The 25,088-nt window shown below is 58.6% G+C and carries 22 protein-coding genes; 5 read left to right on the top strand and 17 right to left on the bottom strand.

The window, feature by feature from the left end; all coding sequences use genetic code 11:
- Positions 1–32 precede the first annotated feature (32 nt).
- The 11 genes from BIS10_RS01855 to ffh form a co-directional block, all read right to left on the bottom strand.
- Positions 33–650: a YitT family protein gene (locus tag BIS10_RS01855; RefSeq protein ID WP_253501848.1), complete on the bottom strand. Its 618-nt coding sequence runs from the start codon at positions 648–650 to the stop codon at positions 33–35.
- A gap of 70 nt (positions 651–720) precedes the next feature.
- Positions 721–2,517: a DHH family phosphoesterase gene (locus tag BIS10_RS01850; RefSeq protein WP_253501845.1), complete on the bottom strand. Its 1,797-nt coding sequence runs from the start codon at positions 2,515–2,517 to the stop codon at positions 721–723.
- A 6-nt stretch (positions 2,518–2,523) separates the two neighbouring features.
- On the bottom strand, positions 2,524–3,912 hold the full coding sequence (gene thrC / locus BIS10_RS01845) for a threonine synthase (protein ID WP_253501842.1): 1,389 nt from the start codon (positions 3,910–3,912) through the stop codon (positions 2,524–2,526).
- Between the two features lie 3 nt (positions 3,913–3,915).
- The gene (locus BIS10_RS01840; protein ID WP_253501840.1) at positions 3,916–5,232 is read right to left on the bottom strand and encodes a homoserine dehydrogenase; all 1,317 of its coding nucleotides are present in this window, start codon (positions 5,230–5,232) and stop codon (positions 3,916–3,918) included.
- Between the two features lie 85 nt (positions 5,233–5,317).
- Positions 5,318–6,109 (bottom strand): DsbC family protein, encoded by a 792-nt coding sequence (locus tag BIS10_RS01835; protein ID WP_253501837.1) that lies wholly within the window; start codon positions 6,107–6,109, stop codon positions 5,318–5,320.
- Positions 6,084–6,965 carry a site-specific tyrosine recombinase XerD gene (gene xerD, locus BIS10_RS01830; protein ID WP_253501834.1) on the bottom strand — a complete coding sequence of 294 codons (882 nt, stop codon included), beginning with the start codon at positions 6,963–6,965 and terminating at the stop codon, positions 6,084–6,086. The genes BIS10_RS01835 and xerD overlap by 26 nt, the downstream gene beginning before the upstream one ends.
- 105 nt (positions 6,966–7,070) lie before the next feature.
- On the bottom strand, positions 7,071–7,427 hold the full coding sequence (gene rplS / locus BIS10_RS01825) for a 50S ribosomal protein L19 (RefSeq protein ID WP_054640811.1): 357 nt from the start codon (positions 7,425–7,427) through the stop codon (positions 7,071–7,073).
- Positions 7,428–7,579: 152 nt separating this feature from the next.
- Positions 7,580–8,356, bottom strand: coding sequence for a tRNA (guanosine(37)-N1)-methyltransferase TrmD (trmD, locus tag BIS10_RS01820; protein ID WP_253501876.1), 777 nt, complete (start codon positions 8,354–8,356; stop codon positions 7,580–7,582).
- Positions 8,357–8,445: 89 nt separating this feature from the next.
- On the bottom strand, positions 8,446–8,991 hold the full coding sequence (gene rimM / locus BIS10_RS01815; RefSeq protein ID WP_253501831.1) for a ribosome maturation factor RimM: 546 nt from the start codon (positions 8,989–8,991) through the stop codon (positions 8,446–8,448).
- 58 nt (positions 8,992–9,049) lie between these two features.
- Positions 9,050–9,298: a 30S ribosomal protein S16 gene (gene rpsP, locus BIS10_RS01810; RefSeq protein WP_009098555.1), complete on the bottom strand. Its 249-nt coding sequence runs from the start codon at positions 9,296–9,298 to the stop codon at positions 9,050–9,052.
- Between the two features lie 294 nt (positions 9,299–9,592).
- Positions 9,593–11,005 (bottom strand): signal recognition particle protein, encoded by a 1,413-nt coding sequence (gene ffh / locus BIS10_RS01805; protein ID WP_253501828.1) that lies wholly within the window; start codon positions 11,003–11,005, stop codon positions 9,593–9,595.
- 273 nt (positions 11,006–11,278) lie between these two features.
- Between ffh and BIS10_RS01800 the strand changes: the two genes are divergently transcribed.
- On the top strand, positions 11,279–12,076 hold the full coding sequence (locus BIS10_RS01800) for an inner membrane protein YpjD (RefSeq protein WP_062374909.1): 798 nt from the start codon (positions 11,279–11,281) through the stop codon (positions 12,074–12,076).
- 102 nt (positions 12,077–12,178) lie between these two features.
- Positions 12,179–13,453: an HlyC/CorC family transporter gene (locus BIS10_RS01795; protein ID WP_253501825.1), complete on the top strand. Its 1,275-nt coding sequence runs from the start codon at positions 12,179–12,181 to the stop codon at positions 13,451–13,453.
- On the opposite strand, the gene BIS10_RS01790 is transcribed toward BIS10_RS01795, so the two are convergent.
- On the bottom strand, positions 13,450–14,130 hold the full coding sequence (locus BIS10_RS01790) for a 1-acyl-sn-glycerol-3-phosphate acyltransferase (RefSeq protein ID WP_253501822.1): 681 nt from the start codon (positions 14,128–14,130) through the stop codon (positions 13,450–13,452). The two genes, BIS10_RS01795 and BIS10_RS01790, sit on opposite strands and share 4 nt — an antisense overlap.
- Positions 14,127–14,741, bottom strand: coding sequence for a TetR/AcrR family transcriptional regulator (locus BIS10_RS01785; RefSeq protein WP_253501819.1), 615 nt, complete (start codon positions 14,739–14,741; stop codon positions 14,127–14,129). Before BIS10_RS01785 ends, BIS10_RS01790 begins: the two co-directional genes overlap by 4 nt.
- Before the next feature lie 189 nt (positions 14,742–14,930).
- Between BIS10_RS01785 and BIS10_RS01780 the strand changes: the two genes are divergently transcribed.
- Together BIS10_RS01780 and BIS10_RS01775 are read left to right on the top strand one after the other, a co-directional pair.
- The gene (locus tag BIS10_RS01780; RefSeq protein ID WP_253501817.1) at positions 14,931–15,617 is read left to right on the top strand and encodes an SOS response-associated peptidase; all 687 of its coding nucleotides are present in this window, start codon (positions 14,931–14,933) and stop codon (positions 15,615–15,617) included.
- Positions 15,617–18,457 (top strand): insulinase family protein, encoded by a 2,841-nt coding sequence (locus BIS10_RS01775; protein ID WP_253501815.1) that lies wholly within the window; start codon positions 15,617–15,619, stop codon positions 18,455–18,457. Before BIS10_RS01780 ends, BIS10_RS01775 begins: the two co-directional genes overlap by 1 nt.
- Positions 18,458–18,470: 13 nt before the next feature.
- Here BIS10_RS01775 and sbcB read toward each other — a convergent pair whose 3' ends face one another.
- The 4 genes from sbcB to minC all read right to left on the bottom strand — a co-directional run bounded on the left by sbcB (position 18,471) and on the right by minC (position 22,053).
- A complete protein-coding gene (gene sbcB / locus BIS10_RS01770; protein WP_253501813.1) occupies positions 18,471–19,964 on the bottom strand; it encodes an exodeoxyribonuclease I in 1,494 nt (497 codons plus the stop codon).
- A gap of 128 nt (positions 19,965–20,092) precedes the next feature.
- Positions 20,093–20,344 (bottom strand): cell division topological specificity factor MinE, encoded by a 252-nt coding sequence (gene minE / locus BIS10_RS01765; RefSeq protein ID WP_016915987.1) that lies wholly within the window; start codon positions 20,342–20,344, stop codon positions 20,093–20,095.
- Positions 20,341–21,159, bottom strand: coding sequence for a septum site-determining protein MinD (gene minD / locus BIS10_RS01760; protein ID WP_253501812.1), 819 nt, complete (start codon positions 21,157–21,159; stop codon positions 20,341–20,343). The genes minE and minD overlap by 4 nt, the downstream gene beginning before the upstream one ends.
- A 156-nt stretch (positions 21,160–21,315) precedes the next feature.
- Positions 21,316–22,053 carry a septum site-determining protein MinC gene (gene minC, locus BIS10_RS01755; RefSeq protein ID WP_054640813.1) on the bottom strand — a complete coding sequence of 246 codons (738 nt, stop codon included), beginning with the start codon at positions 22,051–22,053 and terminating at the stop codon, positions 21,316–21,318.
- A gap of 181 nt (positions 22,054–22,234) precedes the next feature.
- Between minC and BIS10_RS01750 the strand changes: the two genes are divergently transcribed.
- Positions 22,235–25,042 carry a DUF349 domain-containing protein gene (locus tag BIS10_RS01750; RefSeq protein ID WP_253501810.1) on the top strand — a complete coding sequence of 936 codons (2,808 nt, stop codon included), beginning with the start codon at positions 22,235–22,237 and terminating at the stop codon, positions 25,040–25,042.
- The last annotated feature ends 46 nt before the right edge of the window (positions 25,043–25,088 follow it).

Genomic DNA, 25,088 nt, shown 5'->3' with positions numbered 1-25,088 from the left:
CGTCTGGTGGTTTTGGCTTAACTAGCAACCGTTTAGCTAACCCCGATATAACGCCCTGGCTTGTGGTTCAGGGCGATAATCAAGTTGAGCGTCAGCGCCCCCAGCACCGAGTAGCCTACGCGGTCTAGGGCTAGCTGGGTGAGTGCCACCAGCAGGATCACGCCATCGATGCCGAGCTGCACATAGCCCGCCCGCAGGCCGTGCTTATCCTGGAGGTAGAGGGCGAGAATGTTGATACCGCCGAGGCTGGTGCGGTGGCGAAACAGCATCAGCATGCCAATTCCCATTAATGCGCCGCCCATCAGCGCCGCGTAGAGCGAAGGCACGTTGGCAAACTCGACCCACCCTTGGGTGAGTTCGGAGAACAGCGATACCAGGCCGATGGCCGCAAAAGTGCGCAGCGTAAAGCTCCACCCCATGCGTTTGATCGCCAGATAGTAAAACGGCAGGTTGATAGCAAAAAACCAGATGCCAAACCCCCACCCCGTTACATAGTTCAGCAACAGTGCAAGCCCTGCAGTACTGCCGGTGAGCAGCACCGCGTGGGTGTAAAACGTCACCCCCAGCGCCACAAACAGCGTGCCCAACAGCATCGCCATGATGTCTTCATAGGGCTTGTGAGGGTCTTTAGGCAGGTCTTCCATGCGCATGAGTGCGTCCTTTTTAGGATTATTAGAGCGGCCGCTTAAGCGGCCAAGGACGCGAGGATAGCGGAGAGTATTAAACGGGGCTAGCGTGCTCCACCATAAGCTGCAATGACTCGCGACCGCGCCAGCGGTTGCGATTGAGCTTGTAAGCGCAGTGCAGCGTATCGCCCACGCTAAACGAGGGCAGTTCCCCCGGTGTGAGCGCGCGAAACCAAATCGCTTTGCTGGTGACGGCCCCCATGGAGAGCTCCATCATCAAGTGCGAACCTTCTGCACCCACCGGGCGCAGCGCTTCCACAATAAAGCGCCCTTCAAATAGCGGCGGGTCGAACTCCCGCCCATAGGGGCCTAACGTCTCGATTTCCACCAGCGTCGCCAGCGAGAGCTGGGCGGTCGAGAGCTCGCCATCGGTCCATAGGCGCGGGTAGAGCGGTGTATCGCCAAGTTGCTCGCCAACCGCTTGCAAAAACGCGGCTTTAAAGGCCGCTAGCTGCTCCCGTGGCACGCCTACACCTGCGGCACCACTGTGCCCCCCAAAGCGCGGCAGCGACTCAGGAGCAAGCTCAAAAGTACGCTGCAGGGCATCTCTTAGGTGCAGCCCCTCAATGGAGCGGCCAGAGCCGGTGAGCATATTGGGCGCGGCTGCCCGCGTAAGCACTACGGCTGGACGTCCGTAGGCCTGCACCAGCCGCGAGGCGACGATGCCCTGCACGCCGGGGTGACCATCTTCCAACAGCACCACGACGGCAGGCTCGTTGGCCTCCAAGGCGGGAACGGCCAGCGCCCGCGCCTCCTCGGTCATATCCGCCTCAATCGCCTTGCGGGACTGGTTATCCTGGTCAAGCACTTCAAGCTGACGGTTCGCGACACCGTCGCTCTCTGCCAGCATAAAGTGCAGCGCCGCGTAGGGGTCATCTAGCCGCGAACGGGCGTTGATCCTCGGGCCCATCTGAAACGCCAGTGTTTCGGCGTTGAAGGGCACGCTGTCAGCCCCTAACCGCGCTGCCATGGCCCGCCAGCAGGCGGCATCCATACGATTGATCAGCGTTAAGCCGTAGCTCACCACCGCACGGTTGGCGGGGCTTCCACCCAGCGAGACGCAGTCCGCCACGGTGCCTAACGCCACATAGGAGAGCCACGGCGAGAGCTTCGGCGTGGCCTCCAGCAACGCTCCCCACTCCACCAGTACGCCGCGGGCGAGCGACATCAGCAGCCAGGCCACCATACAGCCCGCAATGGTTTTATCCGGATAGTCGCAATCGCTACGAGTCGGGTTCACACAGGCATACGCGGAGGGCGGCGGACCTTCCAGGGGCAGCGCGTGGTGATCGCTGACCACCACATCGATACCGGCTGCTTTCAGCCGCGCAATGCGCGGCTCGTCAGAACTGCCGCAGTCGGCGGTAATCACCAGTGTGGGCAGCGGCTTTAAACTGAGCGTTCGCTCCACTAACGGCAGGCTGATGCCGTAGCCGTCGTGAATACGGTGGCCAATCAGACTGTGCAGCTTGTGCTCAGGCACACCAAACAGCTCCACCAGCGTGCGCCGAATGACCACGTGTGAGGTGATGCCGTCCACATCGTAGTCGGTCAGAATACCAATGGACTCGCCTTCAGCGACTGCCTGGGCAATTCGCTCCGCCGCGCGGCGACCATCGGCGAGTTTTTCAGGATGCACGAGATAGCGCAGGCTGGGCGACACCAGCGGCGCAAGCTCCCCGGTATAGCCGGGCAGCCGCGATGCCAAAAGCCTTGCCTGAAGCTCGCTCAGCCCTTCGGATTGCGCACGCAAATAAACAGCCTCGTCCAGGGGACGAGGCTCTAGGCGGGGCTGGTTACTCTGCTGAGAAAGGGGTGACACCTGGGTCATATCACCTCAGCGACGGTTGTCAGCGACGAACTGCTGTACCGCGCTCAATTCTGCGGGCAACACCGTATAGCGCTCTTTACGCTCCAGCAGGTCGTCCATGTGGGTCGGCAGCGGCACGCCCTGGAAGCCCGCTTTTACCACGGCTTCGGCGAACTTCGCCGGGTGGGCGGTGGCCAGGGTGATCATCGGCGTGGAGGTGTCTACACGTGCCCGCTCGGCCGCTCGGTAGCCGGTCGCCGTATGCGGATCGAGAATCTCGCCGGTACGATGATGCGCTTCCCGAATCACTTCCAGAATCGTCTCGTCATCGACGCTGTAGCTGGCGAACTTCTCGCGCAGCTTAGCCAGCGGCGCACCGGCAAGCGCAGTAGGCTCTTGCTGGAAGCGTTCCAGCAGGGCAGCCACGGCGGCACCGTCACGGTCGTAGGCATCGAACAGCAGGCGCTCGAAATTGGACGACACGACGATATCCATCGAGGGCGCTAACGTGGCCGCCAGCTCTTTCTTGGAGAAGTCGTTAGCCGCCAACGTGCGGTGCAGAATATCGTTGGCATTGGTGGCGATGATGAACTGCTTCACCGGCAGGCCCATCTTGTAAGCCATGTAGCCCGCAAAGACATTGCCGAAGTTAGCCGATGGCACGCAGAAGCTTACTTCCCGCTGGGGAGCGCCCAACGCCACGCCTGCGGCCACGTAGTAGACGATCTGGGCCATGATACGCGCCCAGTTGATCGAGTTCACCGCCACGAGCCGCGTACCGTTCAAGAAGTCTTGATTGGCAAAGCTGGCTTTCACCATCGCCTGGGCATCATCGAAGTTGCCCTCGATGGCGATGTTGAAGACGTTGTCGGCGAGCACCGAGGTCATCTGACGGCGCTGCACTTCGGAGACGCGGTTGTGGGGGTGCAGTATGAAAATATCGAGGTTGTCGCAGTGGCGGCAGCCTTCGATGGCCGCCGAGCCGGTGTCACCAGAGGTGGCGCCCATGATCACCGCACGCTCGTTGCGCTTTTTCAGGAAGTGATCCAGCAGTCGCCCCAGCAACTGCAGCGCCACGTCTTTAAACGCCAGCGTCGGGCCGTGGAATTGCTCTAACAGGAAGTGGCTGGCATCCAACTGTTTTAACGGCACCACCGCGTCGTGGTTGAACGTGGCGTACGCCTCGGTCACCAAACGGCGGAAGGTCTCGTCGTCGATCTCGCCGTTGACGAACGGCTTCATCACCCGAAAAGCGATCTCGGCGTAGGAGAGCCCGGCCATGTCGGCCAGCTCCTCTTTGGAGAACTCAGGCAGCGTTTCCGGGACGTAAAGACCGCCATCGCTGGCCATACCGGTGAGCACCACCTCTTCAAACGAGAGGGCGGGCGCTTGCCCACGCGTGCTGATATAGCGCATCGGTTACTCTCCTTCGTCCAGGCTTTCCACGCGAATACGCGTGACTGGGCCTGCGATATCGGCCATGGCTTCGATCTCGCGGATCGCTTCGTTCATCTGCTTCTCTTTGGTGCGATGCGTCAGCAGAATGATCGGTACCAGCTCGCCTTCGGTGGCCTCTTTCTGAATCAGCGCTTCAATGGAGATGCCCTGCTCGGCCAGAATGGTCGCTACACGGGCCAGTACGCCGGGGCGGTCCACCGCCAGCAGGCGCAGGTAGTAAGCCGTGGTGATCTCTTCCATCGGCATAATCGGCAGTTGGCTAACATCTTCATCGATGCCGCTAAACGCCAGGTAAGGCACGCGGTAGTGGTGGTCGGTGGCGATGTCGCGCGCCACGTCCAGCAGATCCGCCACCACGGCTGACGCCGTTGGCTCGGCACCGGCACCCGCTCCGTAGTACAGCGTGGGACCAACCGCATCACCCATCACCGCAATGGCGTTTTTCACACCATGCACATTGGCCAGCAGGCGCTCTTTGGGGATCAGCGTGGGATGAACCCGCAGCTCCAGCCCTTGATCGGTGCGCTTGGAGATACCCAGATGCTTGATGACGTAACCGAGGTTGTCGGCCTGTTCCACGTCTTCGGCGGTGATACGCGAAATGCCTTCGGTGAAGGCTTTTTCAAACTGCAGCGGCACGCCGTAAGCAATGGAAGCCAGAATGGTCAGCTTGTGGGCGGCATCGATGCCTTCCACGTCGAACGTCGGGTCGGCTTCGGCATAGCCAAGCGCCTGGGCCTCGGCCAATACGTCTTCAAAGGCACGGCCTTCGTCGCGCATGTGGGTCAGAATGAAGTTACCGGTGCCGTTGATAATGCCCGCGACCCACTCGATCCGGTTGGCCCCCAGGCCTTCACGCAGCGATTTGATGACGGGAATCCCCCCCGCGACGGCGGCTTCAAAGGCAACGATCACGCCCTTTTCATGGGCCGCACGGAAAATCTCGTTACCGTGAACGGCGATCAGCGCCTTGTTGGCGGTGACTACATGCTTGCCGTTGGCAATTGCGGTGAGCACCAGCTCGCGGGCAATATCGTAGCCGCCGATCAGCTCTACCAGCACATCCACGTTGGGGTTGTTCGCGACTTCAAACACATCGGTCGTCGCGTTAATGCCGGTAATATCGCAGTCAGGATGAATACTGCGGTGGGCAACCTGTTCAATCACAATCGGGCGGCCTGCGCGGCGGCTAATATCGTCCGCGTTGCGCGTTAATACGTTGAAGGTGCCGCCACCCACAGTACCTAACCCACAAATGCCTACTCTTACCGGTTTCAAAATACTTCCCCTTTCGTGTTGGGCACCCGCAGGTGCCGCTTCTTAAATCAGTGTCTCAGCGTGTTCGTTCGTTACTTAAGTGATGTTATTCATCTTTCAAACCTAACATGGCAACGAGCCGGTCGGGGGGTACAAATCCAGGCACCATTTGCCCGTCGGGCAGGATGATGGCTGGCGTACCTTGAACCCCTAGCGCTTGTCCCAGGGCGTACTGATCTGCCACCGGGTTATCGCAGCTGGCCTCTGCGGCAATCGTTTGTCCCTCTTTGGCCTGATTCATCGCTTCACTGCGGTTATCAGAGCACCAGACTTGCTGCAGGGTGTTGGCTGCACCGCTGCCCATACCGGCCCTTGGAAAGGCTAGGTAGTGTACCGCAATGCCCCGCTCGTTGAGCTCGGGTACGGTCTCATGGAGGCGTTCGCAATAGGGGCAGGTGGGGTCGGTAAACACCACCACCGTAGCCTTCGGCTCATCCACCCCTCTAAACACCACGCGCTCGCTCTCAGGAATCGCCGCCAGCGCCGACGCGCGTTCTTGGTTGCGGGACTGCTCAGTCAAATTTACCAGCCCATTATCCGCATTTTGGTAGAGGTCCCCTACCAAAAAGTGGCTGCCGTCCGCATTTGAATAAAACGATTCACCGCTCTCCAGGCGAACGTGATAAACCCCTTCCATCGGCGTGGCATTCACCTGCTCGACCGGCATCGCCTGCCCATTGACCTGTAAATTTTCAGCCAAGCGCTCGGCAACATCATCGGCGTAGGCAAAAGCAGGCAGTAAACTGCCCGCCAGCACCAGCCAGGGGGCACAGGATTTCGCAGCTGAGGGCATACGTTGGCGCATTCTTTGATTAACCTCGTGGATGGTGTTCAGCATGCAGTTGCTCCAGGCGCGCCTGGGCAACGTGAGTATAAATTTGTGTGGTGGATAGGTCGCTATGACCTAACAGCAGCTGTACGACCCGTAAATTAGCCCCATGATTCAATAAATGAGTCGCGAATGCGTGGCGCAACGTGTGAGGCGACAGCGGCCGCGATATTCCTGCCGTGATGGCGTGGGCTTTAATACGGTGCCAAAATGTCTGCCGCGTCATTGAGTTATCGCCTCGCCCGGGGAACAGCGCTGGGCGCGTTGGGTCCTGCATTAACGCCGGGCGCGCTGTTTTTAAGTATTGCGCCAGCCACTCGGCGGCCTCCTCCCCCATGGGCACTAGGCGGTCTTTATCCCCTTTGCCGCGCACGCGCACCACCCCCTGGCGCAAGTTGACTGCATCGCCGGTCAGGCCAACAAGCTCAGACACCCGCAGCCCGCAGGCGTAGAGCAGCTCCAGCATGGTGCGGTCACGCACGCCAAGCGGCGTGCCCACATCCGGGGCCAGCAGCAGGCGCTCAACCTCGTCTTCCTCAAGCGTATTGGGCAGGCTAGGGCGTACCTTGGGAAGCGATACATTGGCAAGCGGGTCGCTGTCTATATGTCCATAGAGCCGTGCCCAGCGATAAAAACTGCGCAGTGACGAAAGCATTCTGGCGTTGCTGCGCAGTTGGTAGCCTTGCTCGCGACGCTGCTCCATCCAAGTGCTAAAACGCGTTGGCGAGGCTGTGAGCAGCGTTTCATCATCGCGTTCAAGCTGCTGCTGCCAAGCGGTTAAATCGCGCCGATAGGCCGCTAGCGTATGGTCGCTGGCTCCCTGCTCTAACCACAGAGCATCCAGATAAGCATCAATCACGCTCATAGGCTAACGGTCTCACTGCAAGGCGACAAACAAAAACCCCGCCCCGCAAAGCGGTGACGGGGTTTTCCGTATCCGAGCGCCGTGCGCCCGTGAAAAAAGTGGCGATTAAGCCAGTTTTTCCTTGATACGCGCCGACTTACCGCTGCGCTCACGCAGGTAGTACAGTTTGGCTTGACGAACGTCACCACGACGCTTGACTTCGATAGAGTCAACCAGCGGGCTGTAGGTCTGGAAGGTACGCTCAACGCCAACACCGTGGGAGATTTTGCGTACGGTGAAAGCGGAGTTCAGGCCGCGGTTACGCTTACCGATGACCACACCTTCAAACGCCTGCAGACGCTCACGAGTACCTTCTTTTACTTTAACCTGAACGACGATGGTGTCGCCCGGTGCAAAAGCAGGAATCTCTTTGCTCATTTGCTCGGCTTCGATCGCCTGGATCACCTTGTTCTTGCTGCTCATCTTCATACTCCTAAATAACGTAATGGCTTGCCACGCAGTCGTGGAAGGGGCAAACCGTGATCCCGGCGCTCGAAGCGAGCTACGCGGGAGTCGTTATGGGTGACGCAGGTACGTAAGCTTACTACTGTATCCGTCCTGCACCGCCGCTCTGCCTACTCCGCGTTACCCAACGTAGCGGACAGAGCGTGTTCCTCGATAAACTCGTCTAGCAGCACTTGCTGCTCGGCGTTAAGGGTTCGCCCTGCTAACAGATCAGGACGACGCTGCCAGGTACGCCCCAGCGACTGCTTTAACCGCCAGCGCTTGATGGCTGCATGATTTCCGCTTAGCAGCACCTCAGGCACTTGGCGCCCGTCGATGACTTCAGGACGGGTATAGTGCGGGCAGTCTAACAAGCCGTCATTAAACGAGTCTTCGATAGCGGAATCCTGGTGGCCCAGCACGCCGGGTACCAGCCTTGCCGCTGCGTCGATCAGCACCATCGCGGGCAGCTCACCGCCACTCAGCACATAGTCGCCAATCGACCATTCTTCATCGATGTCACTCTCCACCACGCGCTCGTCGATGCCTTCATAGCGCCCGGCAACCACTACAAGAGGGCCTGCCGAGGCGAGCACTTGAACGCCCTGCTGATCTAACCGGCGCCCTTGGGGCGATAGGTAGATCACCGTCGGCGTGAGACCGGTTGCCTGCTCGGCACGTTGGCGAGCATCAAAGATAGCCGCCCGGAGGGTGTCTACCTTCATTAGCATACCGGGGCCGCCGCCATAGGGGCGATCGTCCACGCTGCGGTGGCGGTCGGTGGCATAATCCCGCGGATTCCAAAACTCTAGGGCAATGCGCTGTTTCTCTACCGCCCGACCGATCACGCCCTGCTGGGTAATCGCATCGAACATCTCAGGAAACAGCGATACCACACCAATCCACATCGCTGGTGCGTCTGTTTGGCTGCCTGCAGACTCCTCTGCTGCCACCGTTGCATCCGTCGCCGTAAGTTCGTTCAAAGCGTCTTGGCTCATCAAAACTCAGGGTCCCAGTCAACCACCATACGGCCGTATTCCAGGCTGATCTCAACGATCACATCATCGGGCAGGAAGGGTAACAGCCGCTCGCGCTTATCGATTGCGTCGTTATCACCGCGTACCACCATGACATCGTTCGCGCCGGTTTCAAACAGGTAGCTGACCTGCCCTAACCGCTCGCCTGACTGAGTGAAGACAGTAAGGCCCTCAAGCTCATGCCAGTAGTACTCATCGTCGGAAAGCTCAGGCAGTGCTTCTTTCGGCATCAGGATGTCCGCTTGCGCCAGCGCTTCGGCTGCCGTTCGGTCACCCACACCTTTCAGCTGCACGACAAGCCCTTTACCTTGCCGACTTCCCTGAACAACGTTCATGCGCGTTAGGTTTTCCCCTTGGCGCACCCACCACTCAGGGTACTCTAGAATGCTGTCCATGGGGTTGGTATAGGAGTACACCTTCAGCCAACCTTTAATCCCGTGAGGGCTAGTTAGCTTACCAAGCACCACATGTGTGTCGTCAGTATGGCTAGTGTTAAAACGCGTCATTGACGACCACTCCAGCTACAACAGCATCTATTGCTATGACTTGCGACGGGCAACAGGCTTAGGCCTGCTTGCGCGCTTCTTTAACCAGCTCAGCAACACGACCAGACAGCTGGGCGCCTTGGCTCTGCCAGTGAGTAACGCGATCCAGATCAACACGCAGACGCTCTTCTTGACCACGGGCAACCGGATTGAAGAAGCCGATACGCTCGATGAAACGGCCGTCACGGGCGTTGCGAGAATCGGTAACAGTCAGGTGATAAAAGGGACGCTTTTTGGCGCCACCACGTGCCAAACGAATGGTAACCATACGATAACTATCCTTCGGTTGAGGTTACGAGAGTGGGGCATAGCGCAAACCGCTATCAGAACACTCGTCATACTGTTTTCTTGGCGCACCACCTGCTTATATAAGCCAAGGCGACACACCATCAGGACCTTCACTGGCAAGTATTGGGGCCGTGCTAACGCACATTTTGCCAACACCCACGCATGAAGAGGCCGCATTCTACGCAAATGCGCTCGGCTTGGAAAGCCTGACAGCCAGAAAACTCACAGGCCGTCAACCTTACCAAGCGCATCAGAACGCGACGACAGGTACCATTTAGCGCCAGGGTAAGCCGCCAGGACCACCCATGCCGCCCATACCACCGGGACCACCCGGGCCGCCGCCGCCACCCATCATGCCCGACATACCGCGCATCATTTTCTGCATGCCACCTTTCTTGCCCGCTTTCTTCATCATCTTCTGCATCTGCTTGTGCTGCTTTAGCAGGCGGTTCAAGTCAGGCACCTGCAGGCCCGCCCCCGCTGCTATGCGGCGCTTGCGCGAACCGTTAATGATGTCGGGCTTGCGGCGCTCTTTGGGCGTCATGGAGTTGATCAGCGCTTCTAGCTTGCCTAGCTCCTTCTCAGGGCCGGGGCCTTGCGCCAGTTCGGCCATTTGGCCCATACCCGGCAGCTTGCCGAGCAGGCCGCCCATGCCGCCCATTTTTTTGAGCTGCTGAAGCTGGTCGCGAAAGTCTTCCAGATCAAAGCCGTCACCTTTCTTCACCTTGCTGGCAAGCTGGGCAGCTTTGTCCTTATCGACGGTGCGCTCGGCCTCTTCGATCAGCGACAGCATGTCGCCCATGCCAAGAATTCGAGACGCGACCCGGTCGGGGTGGAAAGGCTCTAGCGCATCGACCTTTTCACCAACCCCCATAAACTTGATCGGCTTACCCGTGACATGACGGACAGACAGTGCAGCACCACCCCTTGCATCACCATCAGCCTTGGTCAGGATCACACCGGTCAAGGGCAGCGCTTCATTGAACGCCTTGGCGGTATTTACCGCATCCTGGCCAGTCATGGCATCGACGACAAACAGCGTTTCTTGGGGAGAAACCGCCTTATGCAGTGCCTGAATTTCCGCCATCATCGCTTCATCGATGGCAAGGCGGCCTGCAGTATCGACTAGCACTACGTCGTGGAACTGAATTTTAGCGTGCTTGATGGCCGCGTTGGCGATGTCGACCGGCTTCTGGTCAGAGCGGGAGGGGAAGAAGTCGACCTGAACCTCTTTCGCCAGGGTTTCAAGCTGGTCGATGGCCGCCGGACGGTAGACGTCCGCCGAGACCACCAGCACCTTTTTCTTCTCGCGCTCACGCAGATAGCGGGCCAGCTTGGCGACGGAGGTGGTTTTACCCGCCCCCTGCAAACCGGCCATCAGCACGACAGCGGGAGAGCCTTTTAGGCTAAGGCCTTCATTGGCCTCGCCCATAATCGCTTCCAGCTCTTGCTGGACGATTTTGACGAACTGTTGGCCCGGCGAGAGGCTTTTCGACACCTCTTGGCCGACCGCACGCTCGCGCACCCGCTCAATAAAGGCTTTAACTACCGGTAGCGCTACGTCTGCCTCAAGCAGCGCTTTGCGTACTTCACGTAGGGTATCTTTGATATTGTCGTCGGTTAGCCGTGCTTGGCCTTTGATCGACTTCAGCGTCTGGGAAAGACGCTCGCTCAGATTCTGAAACATGGGGCCTCTGCCTCCGTCGCTGTCGCCGGGCGTATTCACCGGACGAATGTGGCCGCGATTATACGCGCTCGCGGCCTGAGTCTCCATGGGCGTCAGCGTTGGCGCTCGATGGCTGTGCGACGCCGCCTTGATTGGTTATAGTAGGCGAGCCGATCTAGATTGACCGGAAAATACATTGAGGCGTCCTGACTGGGAGGTATTGCCACTCGGATACAGGCGCTGTTCTGACCCTATTTTTCTCAACAACGCGCTGCAAGGCGCATGGATAGCATCATGCAGGCGCTCCCGTTCGCCACGATCGCTTTTATTCTCTATGTCGCCGCTGCTATTTGGCAGGGCATGACGCTGTTTCGCCGGGTGCCTCCCCGCCAAGGCATGGTACGTCTGCTAGGCGCGCTGGGCCTGCTGTTGCATATTCCTGTGGTCGTGCAGTTGGTGGGGGAATCACCGGGGCTGCTGCCCGGCTTTACCACCAGTGCCACGTTATTGATGGCGGTGGCGGTGAATGTGGTACTGGTGGCCAGCCTATTCAAGCCAGTGCTTAATGCGGGCATCGCGCTGTTTCCACTTGCTGGCATTGCCCTGATTGTGGCCACTTGGCTGCCTAGCCAGGGCAGCCATAGCGGCTTAACACCGGGTATTTTGCTGCATGCCGTGAGCTCAGCGCTGGCCTTTGCCGTGCTGGCCATTGCCGCGGTGCAGGCGGTGCTGGTGGGATTACAGAATCAGGCGCTGCGTCATCACCATATTCGCGGCATCGTCCAGTCTTTACCGCCGCTCACCACCATGGAGCGTGTGCTGTTTGAGCTGGTATGGGCGGGTATTGTGCTGCTGACCTTGTCAATTATTAGCGGCTTAATTTTCCTCGATAATCTATTTGCTCAGCATTTGGTTCATAAAACTGTTCTCTCACTGGGCGCATGGATCATTTTCACCACGCTACTGGTGGGCCGCTACCGTTTTGGCTGGCGCGGCATGCGAGCCGTGCGCTGGACCCTCGGTGGCTGCGCCCTTCTTCTGTTGGCCTACTTTGGTAGTAAATTCGTGCTGGAAATTCTGCTTAACCGCTAAGCCTGCGGGCTTAGTGGTGATCGCGTCAGTAAACGCGCGCTTGACACGCCACTGCCATGCTTCTAAAAATCGAGCTTAATACGCCATAAAGGAACTTTCGACTTGAGCGACGACTTCCCCCTGGGGTTACTGTTCGGCCTGCTAGCCTTACTCATCCTGCTGTCTGCCTTCTTCTCTAGTTCTGAAACGGGCATGATGTCGATCAACCGCTATCGACTTAGCCACCAAGCCAACAGCGGCGACCGTAGCGCCAAGCGCGTGATGCGCTTGCTTACCCGCCCCGATCGACTCATTGGCGTTATTCTGATTGGCAATAACTTCGTCAATAACTTGGCAGCCTCCATTGCCACGATTATTGCCATCCACTTTTTTGGCGATGTGTCCGGCCCGGCTATTTCCACCGCGCTGCTCACCATTACCATTCTGATTTTTGCGGAAGTGACGCCCAAAACCTACGCCGCTATTAAGCCTGAGCGCATTGCTTACCCCACCTCCTACGCCCTGGAGCCGCTGCTAAAGCTGCTTTACCCCTTGGTGTGGCTGGTCAATGTGATGTCTAACGGGCTGCTGCGACTGATTGGCGTGAAAAGCGTGGATAACGGCGGCGATAGCCTGACCCGTGATGAGCTGCGCACCGTGGTACATGAAGCGGGTACGCTGATTCCCTATCGCCACCGAGCCATGCTGCTGTCGATTCTGGATCTTGAGAACGTGACGGTGAACGACATCATGGTGCCCCGCCACGAAGTGTTGGGCATCGACCTGGACGACTCACTGGAAGATATTCTGACCCAGATCCGCACCAGCCAGCACACACGCCTGCCGGTCTATAAGGGCGATATCAACAACATTATTGGTATGCTCCACCTGCGCAACGCGGCGCGCTTTTTATCCCGCAGCGAAGTCACTAAAGCGGCGATTGTTCAAGAGGCACGCGAGCCCTACTTCATTCCCGAATCCACACCGCTGCATACCCAGCTGCTGAATTTCCAGAAGCAGAAGCGGCGGATAGGCATCGTGGTGGATGAGTACGGCGATGTAGAGGGGCTGGTGACACTTGAGGATATTCTCGAAGAGATCGTCGGCGAGTTCACCACCGACGTTTCTGAAGATGACGAGATTCACCAGCAGGATGATGGTAGCCATGTCATTGAAGGCACGGCTAACATTCGTGAGATCAATAAGATGCTGGGGTGGCAACTGCCGACCGACGGCCCAAAGACGTTAAACGGGTTAATTCTTGAGCACTTAGAAGCTTTCCCAGAAGGTCCAGCCTGCCTGCAGATCGGCAACACACGGATGGAGATTCTGGAAATTCGCGATAACCTGATCACCTCAGCGCGCTGCTGGCAAAAGCTGCGCCTGGCCCGTCGCTAATCCTGCTGTCGCGGTTGGCAACGGGTGATCTCGCTATCGCCCGCGGCCTTCAATGCCCTAACCCGCTGCTCCAAGAAGCGCCTTAACGCCACACCCTCGACTTCATGCACTAAAATGGGCGGACCAAAGTGTAGGCTCACTGGCGCTCTAAACCGCGAAGGCCACTTCTTTAGTGCTTTGCCGCCGTAGTGGGAGGTCCACGACCCCCAGAGCCCCGCCAAGCCTGCCGGAATTACCGGCACGTTGTCTCGGGCGAGAATGGTTTCGAGCCCACGGCGAAAGGTATGAATGTCGCCATCTGGGGTTAAGCGCCCTTCCGGAAACACCATCACGATATCGCCCTCACGCAGCGCCTTGCTCACTTCATCCAGGGTGCGCCGCAGCGCTCCCGGGCTATGGCGTTCCGATTCGATCGGAATCGCTCCGACCAGTTGAAACCACCACTTCAGCCAGCGGGATTCGAAGATGGGCTGATCCATCACAAACCGTAGCGGCCTAGGGCTTCCACCGCCCAGCACCAGTGCATCCATAAAGCTAACGTGGTTACAGACGACCAACGCAGCGCCCCGTTTGGGTACGTGCCCTTGGCCATGCACCGACAGCCGGTAGCAACCGCGCATGGCCACATAGATCACGCGGCGCAGCAAGCAGCGGGTGGTTTTGATCCCCCATGTCACGTCACCGCCCCCCGGTGTCGCAACCCGGCCAGCACGGTGCTCATGAGTTGATCCAATAGCTCATCGACTTTGAGTTGCTGCCCCTGCCAGTAGCCTAGCCGCTCGTTCAAGCCAAGCTGCACCAAGCCGTGAACGCTGCCCCACAAGGTACGGCCAAGGCGGCGTGCTTCCAGGTCATCCAGCGCAGGTTGATACTGCTTTAACGATGTCTCCACCTGGGTAAACAGGGCTTCAATCAGGTCGCTCTGGCGCTGGTCCAACTCCCCTTCCTGGGCGAGCGGGTAGTCAAACAGCAGCTGCCAACGGTAGCAGTCTTGCTCCGCAAACCGCCAATAGGCGTGTGCCAGGGAACGCAGCCACGGCTCCGGGGCATCCTCAGCCAGGCTGGTAATGGTATGCTGCAAACGTGCGAGGGTTTCGACGTTGACGTGCTGCAATAAATTATTAAAGCTGCCGTATAGTTTTAGCAGCGTACTGGGCGCACAGCCCACCTCTCTGGCCAGGGCACGTAGTGATAAACCATGGACTGGCTGCTTAGCCAACCACTCATCACAAGCGTGCATGACCTGCGCGTGGAGGGCATCGGGCGCATGCTGTCTAGGACGGGCCATGGCGATCTCTTCAGGTCAACGGCAAACAGGGAAGAATGCCTCATCGCGCTTTAGCGTGAGCAAGGTATACGATAGGATACCTTACATCGAACACTGTTTTCGACACTAAAACGCGACATTTAACGTATTACTACTCCCCCTCGCCATTTTGTATCAGCGCCGCAGGCATCGCGCATTAAGGAGATCGGCATGACGGGACGCCTACACGTACAGCGCCTATCGCTCGCCCGCCTTGCGCCAGACCTAAAGAGCACCGAGCCACTCATTGAGTCGCCCAATCTAGCCCCGCGTCAACCAGTGTCGGCCTTCCGCCTTGAGCAGGGGCGCTTAACGCACACCCCTCTTTTTTGGGGGCTGACGCCGCCGTGGCTCAAAGTGCTCGACCACGCTCCTCACTGCGCGCGAGCGGAAACGCTTAGCAAGCGGGCCATGTTTCATGAGGCGTTTAGCGCTCGACGGTGCGTAATTCCTGTCAGCGGCTTTTATATCTGGAAGCCGCAGGCGCGCAGTAAGCAGCCGTTTCTAGTCACCCAAGTGAATCGCGGCCCGCTGCTGCTCGGCGCGCTCTGGTGCCGTTACCACACAACTCTCACCACTTTTACCGATTCGACGGCGCTGATCAGCGTGCCTGCCAATGCCTGCCTGTCACCACTGACTGACCGTTTACCGGTGATTATTCCCCCGGAAGCGCTACATCAATGGTTAGACCCCAGCACTGAGCTTACGTCGCTAACACCACTATTGATGCCGGCACCGCTGGAACTGTTGGGCGCTTTTCCGGTATCAAAGCATGTGAATAACCCTGCCTACCAGTCACCCTCTTGCGCGCACCCCACAGGGCCAATGCTGCGCTGGACCGTGTCACAGGAGCCGTAATGTTGCCAACCATGTCTGCTATTCCGCCTCGCCTTCAGGCGCGGCGCGCCGTTTTTGGCCTAACCATCGGCCTGCTCTTGGCCCCTGCCCCTAGCCTTTGGGCGGAAGAGAGCCCGGTTGCCGAGGTCATCACACCCACAATCAGCCCCTTCGATGATCGCGACTACCGCGTGGTAACGCTCGATAATGGCCTACAGGCGCTGCTGGTCAGCGACCCCGATGCCGACAAGGCCGCTGCTTCCATGAACGTGCGGGTCGGCAGCGCCCAGGACCCAGACGACCTACAGGGGCTGGCGCACTTTTTGGAACATATGCTGTTCTTGGGCACCGAGCCCTATCCACAATCGGATGCTTACCAGCAATATATTTCCGACAATGCAGGCTCCCACAACGCCTTTACTGCCCAGCAGGACACCAACTACTTTTTCGATATTGAGCCTTCAGCGCTGCCTGGCGCATTAGATCGCTTTAGCGAGTTTTTCCTCTCGCCGCTGTTTAATGCTGATCACCTAGAGAGCGAGCGCAATATCGTTCATTCCGAGTATATGGCGCGTATTCGCGATGAATCACGCCGCGAGAACGATGTGCTAAACCAGTTGCTCAACCCTGACAATCCCATTACAGGGTTTGCGGTGGGCAGCCGAGACACGCTGGCCAACCCAGAAGGCGAGGCAACGCTGCGCGAGCGGGTGATCGAGTTCTACCACCGCTACTACGATGCCAACGTCATGAACCTGACGATTGTGGCTCCGCAACCGCTGGACACCTTGGAAGAGCTAGTAATCGAGCGCTTTGCCGACATTCCTGATAATGACCTAAGCGCCCCCACCATTGATGCGCCGCTGATCGACCCCGACACGCTGCCGCGCTACGTAGAGCGACAATCGCTGCAGGATCGTCGCCAACTGCGTTTCTATTTCCCTGTTCCTGACCCTACCGACGAGTATCGCACCAAGCCAACTCAGCTCATCGCGCATTTACTGGGCGATGAGGGTGATGGCAGCTTGCTGTCGGTACTGCGTGAGTCAGGCTTGGCCGACGGGCTCTCCGCAGGTGTGGGCCGTGGCGATGGTAACGAAGCGCTGTTTACCATTTCCATCAGCCTCACTCCGGCGGGCGCCGAACGCCTGGACGATATCGAAGCGTCGCTGTTTGCCGCCATTGAGCAAATACGCGACACAGGCCTAGCCGAATGGCGCTATGACGAGCAGAAAAGCCTTAGCGAGCAGGCATTTCGCTTTCAGCAGCACGGCGCTCCTCAGCAAGAGGCCACCCGCCTAGCCATGAGCCTCTCCCGCTACCCGGTCGAGGACGTGCAGTACGCCGCGTACCGGATGGACGGCATGGACAGTGAGCGCCAGCAGCGCTACTTGGACGCGCTGACTCAGGACAACATGCTACGTTTTTACTCTGCCCCGGATGTCGAAAGCGACACCATATCGCCGTGGTTTAACACCCAGTGGAAAGAGCAGTCGCCGACCACCACCGGTCAGGCGCTGAGCGGCTTAGCCTTACCAGAACCTAACCCCTTTATTGCCAGCGACCTCACCCTTCAGGGAGGCCAGGATGAGCAGCCTACTGCCTTGATCGAGACGCCTACGTTTACCGCTTGGCACATGCAGGACAGCCGTTTTAATACGCCCAGCGTCGAGTGGCGGGTGAGCTTGCAGCATCCCAGCGCCAGCTACTCGGTGGAAGAAGCGGTACTCACGCGCTTGCTGGCAGGCTGGCTAAACGACAGCCTTAATGAGTCGCTCTACCCCGCGTGGATCGCCGGGCAGTCGTTTAGCGCTTACGCCCATGCGCGCGGTATGACGCTGTCGTTTTCTGGCTGGCGTGATGGCCAAACACCGCTGATCGAGCAAGCCCTTGAACAGCTTCAGCAGGCGGATATCTCTACCGGTGCGTTTGAGCGGGTGCGCTATCAGCTACAGCGGGAGTGGCGCAACGCCCCTCAAGCGTCGTTGACGGGTCAGGCAAGCCGCGCACTAGGTGAAGCGCTACTGACGCCGCAGTGGTCCACTGCTGAACTACTGGAAGCGAGCCAGCGGCTAGAGAAGCGCCATTTGGAGAATTTCCGTCAGCGCTTCTTGGATGATTTGTACATCGACGCCATGGCGGTGGGCAACCTGAACGCCGAGCAGGCGCAGGAACAGGCCAATCTGATTCGCGGTGCGCTTACGCCACGTTTGACACGCAACGACATTCCGCCGCTGACACCGCTGGAAGTCAGTGATGAGTCAGAAATACTGCATCCTCACAGTACCCGCGAAGAGTCGCTGGTGCTGCGTTATCTGCAGGGGCGCGATACCAGCGTTGAGGAGCAAGCTCGCTTGAGCGTGCTGGCCCAGTGGCTGGATACACCGTTTTACCAGCAGCTACGCACCGAAGAGCAGCTTGGCTACATCGTTAATGCGGGTTATTCGCCGCTGCTGGAAGCCCCCGGTATTGGTCTGATCGTGCAGTCGCCGGACGTGGACAGCGGTACGATTGCCGAGCGCATAGATGCCTTTATGAACGACGCGAAAACGCGTCTTAATGCGCTGAGCGATGAGGAACTAGCGGCCCATCGCCAAGCAGTCCATGACCGCCTGAACCAGCGGGACACTAGCCTGCCGAGCATGGCCAACCGCTATTGGCAGGCCACCGCGCTAGATGAGGTACGCTTTGACCGTCGCGAGCAGATCGCTGAGCTGGCGCTGGATGTCAGCGTTGAAGAGTTGCAGGCGCTGTGGCCTGCGCTGCTTTCACACCAGTTAGATATTCGCTTCAACCCCGGCGACTCGCCCAGCGATATCGCCGTCTACCGTGAGGCGCGCACGCCGTTCGACGCGCGCTAGCCCCATCGCCAGCTCAGGCATCAAATGCCTGGGCTGGCATCATAGCCTCAACAAACATCACCAACTCTTCGAGTATCTGGCGCTCTCGGTCTGTTAGCGTTTGCTGATTATAACGCTCGATTTCCCGAGCAAATGCCTTGAGCGTAAAGCCTGATAGTGCCGGGTCATTCATGCGCATCCAACGAAACGCCTCCCACTGCTCTCGCTCCTCGCCCTCTAAGGTGTCGGGGTAGCTGCGGGCGCGAAAGCGAAACAGCATCTCTTCCAGGCGTGGGTCTTGAAAGGCGAAGCGCTGCCCCACTAAGTCCCAGGGGTCCATGGCCAGCACTCGCTCCATCTGCTGACGGTCAGCGGCAGAGAAAAAACTGCCGGAGTAGAGCATTAAGTCAGGGTCTTGAGGCGACTCTTCGTAGCCGCCACTGAACACCTCGGCCACCTTCTGCGCTACACCGCTAGCCTCACGTAGGGTTTTCCAGTGCCCTCGGCAGGCGGCAATATCGATGCCCAGACGCGCGACAATCGCGCCGTACTCACCTTTCTGCTCGCCCTCAACATCTTTCAACACCGTGGCTGGAAAGATTACCGGGCAGCGGTTGATATGAATGACTTTGAGCGGAATGCGCGCTTCTCCTTCAGAAAGATCCTGCTGGCTGACGAACACCCGCTCACGAATCTGCTCGGCGCTGAGCGACAGTAAATCGCCGGGGTCGACGCTTAAATCGTAAACGATCACCCCGTTAGGGTTCGTGGGGTGCTCCGCCAGCGGCATCACCAGCGCGCTGCAGCCTCGGCTGGCAGGATAGCGGCGGGAAATATGCAGCAGCGGCTTGGCGCTGGGCAGGTCCAGCTGCTTGGCCACCGCGCGCTTGCCGCGCAGGCCAAGCAGGTAATCGAACAGTTTAGGGTTACGCGCTTTCAACAGCCGCGCCAGCGCGATGGTGGCGCGCACATCTGCCACCGCGTCGTGGGCGCCCTCATGGGCAATGCCGTTCGCAGCGGTGAGGTGTTCCAGTTTAAAGCTGGGAGCACCATCTTCCCGCAGCGGCCACTCAATACCCTCTGGGCGCAGCGCATAGAACGCCCGTACCACGTCGATCAAATCCCAGCGGGAGTTGCCGTTTTGCCACTCGCGGGCATAGGGATCAAGCAGGTTGCGATAAAACAGATGGCGGGAGACTTCATCATCAAAACGCAGGCTGTTGTAGCCTGCCACGCAGGTGCCGGGCTCGCTCATGGCGCTCTGCACCTGACGGGCAAACTCGGCTTCGGGAAGCCCACGACGCTGCGCTTTTTGAGGCGTGATGCCGGTAATCAGGCAGGCGGCGGGGTGCGGCAGGTAATCATCGGCGGGCTTACAGTACAGCTCGATAGGGTCGCCGATTTCATTGAGGTCGGCATCGGTGCGTAATGCAGCAAACTGAGCGGGCCGATCGCGACGCGGATCGGCACCAAAGGTCTCATAATCGTGCCAGAGAAAACTGGCAGGGGCGGCATTCGGTGGCGCCATGGATGCAAACTCCCTTGAGCGTGACAGCCCACCCATGCGCCGTGACATCTTTCGCTGGATGGGAACAAAAGCTCAAGCCTAGCACACTCGCGACGCTTCCCGCCGCCCCTCTGAGCGCTCCTTAACGTTTAGCTTTTAGGCAGCGTGACGTTAAGCTCCAGCACCGAACAGTTATCTTCGCTATCCAGCGAAATTTGAATGGCGTCGTCATCCACATGCACATAACGACGGATCACTTCGAGCAGTTCGCGCTCAAGCAGCGGCATGTAGTCAGGCTGACCACGTTGGCTACGCTGATGCGCCACGATGATTTGTAACCGTTCTTTGGCCACCGAGGCGGATTTCTTGCGCTCACGCTTCAAGAACTCCAGCAGTTTCATCGACGACTACCCCCAAACATCCTGCTCAGCAGACTTTTACGCTGCATTTCATGGAAGCGCAGCGGCATCTCTTCACCTAGCAGGCGCGAAACGGTATCAGTGTAGGCTTGGCCCGCGTCACTTGAAGCATCGTGAGTGACCGGAACACCCTGGTTAGACGCACGCAACACCGCTTCTGATTCGGGGATCAGGCCGAGCAGATCAATCGCCAGAATCTCGCGGATATCGTCCAGGGTCAGCATATCCCCAGAGGTCACTCGAGCAGGATTGTAGCGAGTAATCAGCAGGTGCTCTTTCACCGGGTCAAGCCCCTGCTCAGCACGCTGGGTTTTCGAACCTAGCAGCCCCAGAATACGATCAGAGTCACGCACGGAAGAGACTTCCGGGTTAGTCACGACAATCGCTTCGTCGGCGTAGTACATAGCCAGCTGCGCGCCACGCTCAATCCCCGCGGGCGAATCGCATAAAATATAGTCAAAATCACCTTTAAGCTGTTCAAGAATCTTCTCGACGCCCTCTTGGGTTAAGGCGTCTTTATCCCGGGTTTGCGAGGCGGGGAGAATAAACAGATTTTCGACACGTTTATCACGGATCAGCGCCTGGTTTAGCCCGGCCTCTCCTTGAATCACGTTGACGAGGTCGTACACCACCCGGCGTTCGCAGCCCATAATCAAATCCAGGTTGCGCAGGCCTACGTCGAAATCAATGACGACCGTCTTTTTGCCACGTAGCGCAAGCCCCGTCGAAATCGCTGCGGCGCTAGTGGTTTTACCGACCCCCCCTTTACCTGAGGTCACAACAATAATTTTGGCCAAGAGTCACTTCCTTCTTGAAGTCGTTCATTGCGAGCACGATTACGTTGCGCTACGCGCATAACGGGAACATCAATGTCATCAAAACAGCACACTGTAACGGATAGCGGCCGTGGCGTCGCTAGGCATGAAGCATTAACCGCCTCTCAGCCAAGCGGCTTACCCCAATGGCTTAATTTCCAGCTGCTCTTTTATGAAATGGACTTCTGCAGCGCGCCCTAAAAGCTGCGAGTCGATATCTTCCAGCCGCTTATAGTTACCCGCTACAGATAAAAGCTCTGCTTCAAGTTCGCGGCAGTAAATGCCCGCCTGGGTATTGCCATGAATACCCGCCAGCGCGCGCCCGCGCAGGGCACCATAAACATGAATACTGCCAGCGGCGAGCACTTCAGCACCGGCATTAACCGCACCGATTACAATCAGGTCACTACCTGCAGCGCTGACCTGCTGGCCGGAACGCACTGTCCCCCGGTAAAGCCGAGTGGTTACGGAAACGGCAGTAGCGGGCTTAATGTCATCATCTTCTGGCTCGTTCAACGGAGCGACAGTTTCCAACGCTCGTGCGCGCCCCTCTTCAACTGGCGCGAACCAGCCGAGCCCCAGCGCCCATGCCGATTGGCGAATCGGCTCAGCACCACCACGTACGGCCACGGGTAACAGCTTGTGGTCGCGGCATACGGCGCAAATCCGCTCTAACGCAAGGTGGGGCTCATCGAGTTTTTCCACGCTAAGCACAACGGGTGTATGCTGAAAGAAAGCGGGAGATTGCGACAGTTTGCCAGCAAGCTGCCGCCGGATACGCTCCGGGTCAGCGCTCGTTAACTCCATGACGGTCATCGGCAGCATGCCGCCCTTGAAGGTAAAGGCTACGTCGGCGCTGTTGGCGTTGAGGCTCATGGCCGAACTCCATGTCATGTTCAGGTAAGATAAGGGTAGCGCAATCTCGCGCTTTGCGTTGTGAATCGCTGGAAAACCCACAGCGCTACGGCAAAGCTAAGCGACAGCGACGAGGACTGCAACCGCCTGCTCATCGATGTCTTATTTTTTTCACGTTACGCACCTCTTAGCAGGATGATCCATGCACGGACTGTTACGACGCCTGTTCGCTCCTCGGTGGCAACACCCCGATCCCGAGGTGCGCCGCAAGGTACTCCATCAGCTTGACCCTCAGCAAACAGAGCAGCGGGAGGCCCTACACGCTCTCGCCAACGATAGCGACAGCACTATTCAGTTAGCGGCGCTGCTCGCGCTTGACGATCTCAATGGCCTGCTTGTCTCCTATGAGCAGCACAGCCAGGACGAAGCATGGTTCAACGCCGTTTGCCAGCGGCTCACCGGGGCTGAGGGCCATGTAGACTTGCAGCAACGCCAAGCTCACGTGGAGAGCCTGACCGATCAACGAGTGCTGAATACGATTGCCATGCAGGGCGATAACCTGGGGCTACGTCTCACCGCACTAAAGCAGCTGACGAGTGAAGAAGACTGGGTGCAGCAGGCGTGTCATAACAGCGTCGCGGCGGTGCGTCATCAAGCAGCAGAGCGGGTCAACGACGAAGAGAACCTCAAGAGGCTGCTTAAAGAGGCGCGCCGTGACCGCCAGGTGGTTCGCTTCGCTAAAGAGAAGCTCACCCAGCTGCGTAACGATGCTGAATGGCTTGCAGAACAGCAGGCCCAGCGGGAGCACCTGCTCACCCAGTTAGAGCAGCATGCCCGCGCCCCCTGGGAACCGCTTTACGGTGGCCGCTTCCGCCATTTAGAAAGAGAGTGGCAACACCTCAGTCATCCGCCCAGCGTTAGCCAGGAGCAGCGCTTTCATCAAGCGGTGCTGAGCTGCCGCAAAACGCTCCACGACCATGAAACTCAAGAGCAGGCCCGCCAGCAAAGCCTTGCCCGCCGCGCTGAAGCAGAAAACACCCGCGATCAGCTGTTGGAAGGGCTAGAAGAGACGCTAGAGGGGCTCACCCACGCCAACGAGCTGACCGCTCAGGACATTGACAGCCTGCGCGCTCAGCGCCAGCTCTTGGGCCAGCGCTGGCAGTCGCTCTCGGACCTTCACCCGCCGAATGAGGCCACCCAGCAGCGCTACAGCCAAGCGCTCAAGCAGTATGAGCAGAGCATGGAAGCCTGGCAGCGTTGGCAAACCGTGAGCCTTGCAGTAGAGCAAGCCTTGGCCAACAGCGATCACGATGGGCTAGCAGAGCACGTCGCCCAGTGCCGCTGGCCAGCGACGCTGACGGCCCCATCGTTGCTCGCTCAGGCGCAAAAGCAGCTTGCCACACAACATGCTCCGCCCCAGCAGCCAGGCCTCTCCCTTAATGCGCTTAGCGCTGAGTTGGATAACTTTGAACACCTGTTAGAGCGTGGAGCATTTAAAAGTGCCAGCCGTTTACATCAGCGTTTAAAGCCCGCCATTGAAGCGCTGACAAGCGGCGATGCCAAACCGCTAAAAAGCCGCTTAAAGCACCTGGGTGCGCGGCTTGCCGAACTGCGCGACTGGCGCGGCTTTGTAGCAGGCCCTAAACGTGAGCAGCTCTGCGCCAGCATTGAGGCATTGGCAGACGATCCGCATATGGCGGAGTCTGCGCTTGACCGGCACCACCGCCAACTGGTGAAAGAGTGGAAAGCGCTTGGTGATGCGGCAGCGAACCGTGAGCAGTCAGCCCGCTTTCGAGCGGCCTCTGACCGGATCCATGAGCGCCTAGCGCCATGGCGTGCACAGCTTGACCAGGAACGAGAGGCCAACCTGCACGGCCGCGAAGCGCTGTGCGAGCAGCTGGAAACGCTGCTTGCTCAACCCGCTGAAGATGCCGACCCCGATATGCTGCGGGAGATTCGTGATAAAGCGCGCCACCAATGGCGCCACTACTCTCCGGTGCCCCGGGAGCGCTCCGAGGCCATTGGCCGCCGTTTTGGGGCAATCCGTCACCGCCTGCAGGCGCTCATTGACCAGCGTGCTGAGCAGATCGCCGCACAAAAGCGTGAGCTGATTGAGCAAGTGCAAGCACTGCAAAACGATAGTGAACAGCCACTGGCAACGCGCATTGCGCGCACCAAGCAGCTACAGCAGCAATGGCGCTCGTTAGGCCGCGCGCCCAAAGGGGAGGAGCAAGCACTATGGAAGACCTTCCGCAGCGCCTGCGACCAGCTGTTTGCTCAGCGCGACGCGCATAAGCACGAACAAGCCAACCGCCAGCAGCAAACGCTTGACCAACTGCAGGCCATTATTGATGAAATGGATGGCTGGCAACCTACCCAGGCAGATGAATCGGAGCGGCTAGATACCTACCTTGCCAGTATCAGCCAGCTAGAGCCTATGCCCCGCAATCGCCGTAGCGAAGGGATGCAGCGCCGCCTCAGCGGCATTGTGCGAGCCAAACGAGAGCGTTTAAGCCGCCTAGAAATTGTTGGCAAGGTGCAGCAGTGGCATGCCTTACTACCGCTAGTGAATGCGCACTTACATGCTGACCAGCAAGCGCTCAATGGTGAGGGCGCACAGGCCGTGGAGGCTACCAGCGAGATATCCATTGAGCTAACAGAGGCCTTCAGCGAAGCACACCAGCAGCGCAATCACGCTCGCCTTTCTACCCCACTGCCACTTTCAAGTGAGCAACAGAGTGCGTTAGAAGAGCAGTTGGCACGCCTAAGAGTCCATCTTTCATTGCTCGCCTTAGGCAGCGTCAAACAGCGTGATGAACCACTGCGACTCGCCATTCAAGTTGAGCGCTTAAACAGCGGCATTCATACTGAGCGCAGTAAAGCGGATGAGCTGGACGAGGTACTGGTGGCGCTGTTGGCGCTAGGGCCAATGCCTCACAACTTATGGCTGCAAGAAGTCAATGAGCTGGATAACCTACTGAGCCGTTTGGCCCGCCCGCCCCAGCCATAACTCGCTTACACATAGCGCTAGCACACAAAGCAAACGGGAGGCGCAT

The organism is Halomonas sp. 707B3, from assembly GCF_024158645.1.
Lineage (GTDB): Bacteria > Pseudomonadota > Gammaproteobacteria > Pseudomonadales > Halomonadaceae > Vreelandella > Vreelandella lionensis.
Note: the sequence above shows the minus strand (reverse complement) of the source record. Positions and strands in the feature narration are given on the sequence as shown.

Coding starts and splice junctions, on each gene's coding strand:
- BIS10_RS01775 (WP_253501815.1), top strand. CDS start 15,617: ATGTTGCCAACCATGTCTGCTATTCCGCCTCGCCTTCAGGCGCGGCGC.
- rplS (WP_054640811.1), bottom strand. CDS start 7,427: ATGAGCAGCAAGAACAAGGTGATCCAGGCGATCGAAGCCGAGCAAATG.
- rpsP (WP_009098555.1), bottom strand. CDS start 9,298: ATGGTTACCATTCGTTTGGCACGTGGTGGCGCCAAAAAGCGTCCCTTT.
- BIS10_RS01835 (WP_253501837.1), bottom strand. CDS start 6,109: ATGCTGAACACCATCCACGAGGTTAATCAAAGAATGCGCCAACGTATG.
- BIS10_RS01750 (WP_253501810.1), top strand. CDS start 22,235: ATGCACGGACTGTTACGACGCCTGTTCGCTCCTCGGTGGCAACACCCC.
- BIS10_RS01780 (WP_253501817.1), top strand. CDS start 14,931: ATGACGGGACGCCTACACGTACAGCGCCTATCGCTCGCCCGCCTTGCG.
- ffh (WP_253501828.1), bottom strand. CDS start 11,005: ATGTTTCAGAATCTGAGCGAGCGTCTTTCCCAGACGCTGAAGTCGATC.
- minE (WP_016915987.1), bottom strand. CDS start 20,344: ATGAAACTGCTGGAGTTCTTGAAGCGTGAGCGCAAGAAATCCGCCTCG.
- BIS10_RS01850 (WP_253501845.1), bottom strand. CDS start 2,517: ATGACCCAGGTGTCACCCCTTTCTCAGCAGAGTAACCAGCCCCGCCTA.
- minC (WP_054640813.1), bottom strand. CDS start 22,053: ATGAGCCTCAACGCCAACAGCGCCGACGTAGCCTTTACCTTCAAGGGC.
- rimM (WP_253501831.1), bottom strand. CDS start 8,991: ATGACGCGTTTTAACACTAGCCATACTGACGACACACATGTGGTGCTT.
- BIS10_RS01855 (WP_253501848.1), bottom strand. CDS start 650: ATGCGCATGGAAGACCTGCCTAAAGACCCTCACAAGCCCTATGAAGAC.
- BIS10_RS01800 (WP_062374909.1), top strand. CDS start 11,279: ATGCAGGCGCTCCCGTTCGCCACGATCGCTTTTATTCTCTATGTCGCC.
- BIS10_RS01785 (WP_253501819.1), bottom strand. CDS start 14,741: ATGGCCCGTCCTAGACAGCATGCGCCCGATGCCCTCCACGCGCAGGTC.
- thrC (WP_253501842.1), bottom strand. CDS start 3,912: ATGCGCTATATCAGCACGCGTGGGCAAGCGCCCGCCCTCTCGTTTGAA.
- sbcB (WP_253501813.1), bottom strand. CDS start 19,964: ATGGCGCCACCGAATGCCGCCCCTGCCAGTTTTCTCTGGCACGATTAT.
- xerD (WP_253501834.1), bottom strand. CDS start 6,965: ATGAGCGTGATTGATGCTTATCTGGATGCTCTGTGGTTAGAGCAGGGA.
- trmD (WP_253501876.1), bottom strand. CDS start 8,356: ATGTGGATTGGTGTGGTATCGCTGTTTCCTGAGATGTTCGATGCGATT.